We start from the raw sequence: 434 nt of genomic DNA on the forward strand, positions 1-434 counted from the left end.
TCCTTGAGCTGCTGGACTTCGTTATTGAGCGCGGTACGGTCGCTCACGCTGTTGCTCGCGTTGCGCGATTGCACCGCCAGCTCGCGGATGCGCTGCAGGTTGTTGCCGATTTCTCCCAACGCACCCTCGGCGGTCTGCGCCATCGAGATGCCGTCGTTGGCATTGCGCGCCGCCTGGTTCAGGCCGCGAATCTGGGAAGTCATGCGATCGGAAATCGCCAACCCCGCCGCATCGTCCTTGGCGCTGTTGATGCGCATGCCGGAAGACAGGCGTTGCAGGGACGTGGCGAGCGCACTTTGCGAACTGCTCAGGTTACGTTGCGCATTCAGCGAAATTACGTTGGTGTTGATAATTGCAGCCATTTTAAAAATCTCCTCGATTAAAGTGTGATGGAATTGAACCCTACAGCTTTCAACTTTGATCCACCTGCATTC

General features: G+C 56.7%; 1 pseudogene. It reads right to left on the reverse strand.

The annotated features are described in order from the left end of the window. Positions 1-362: pseudogene (locus SQ11_RS15360) on the reverse strand (flagellin); the annotation flags it as partial. Positions 363-434: the final 72 nt, after the last annotated feature.

Origin of the sequence: Nitrosospira sp. NpAV (assembly GCF_000832065.1) — a bacterium.
GTDB lineage: Bacteria > Pseudomonadota > Gammaproteobacteria > Burkholderiales > Nitrosomonadaceae > Nitrosospira.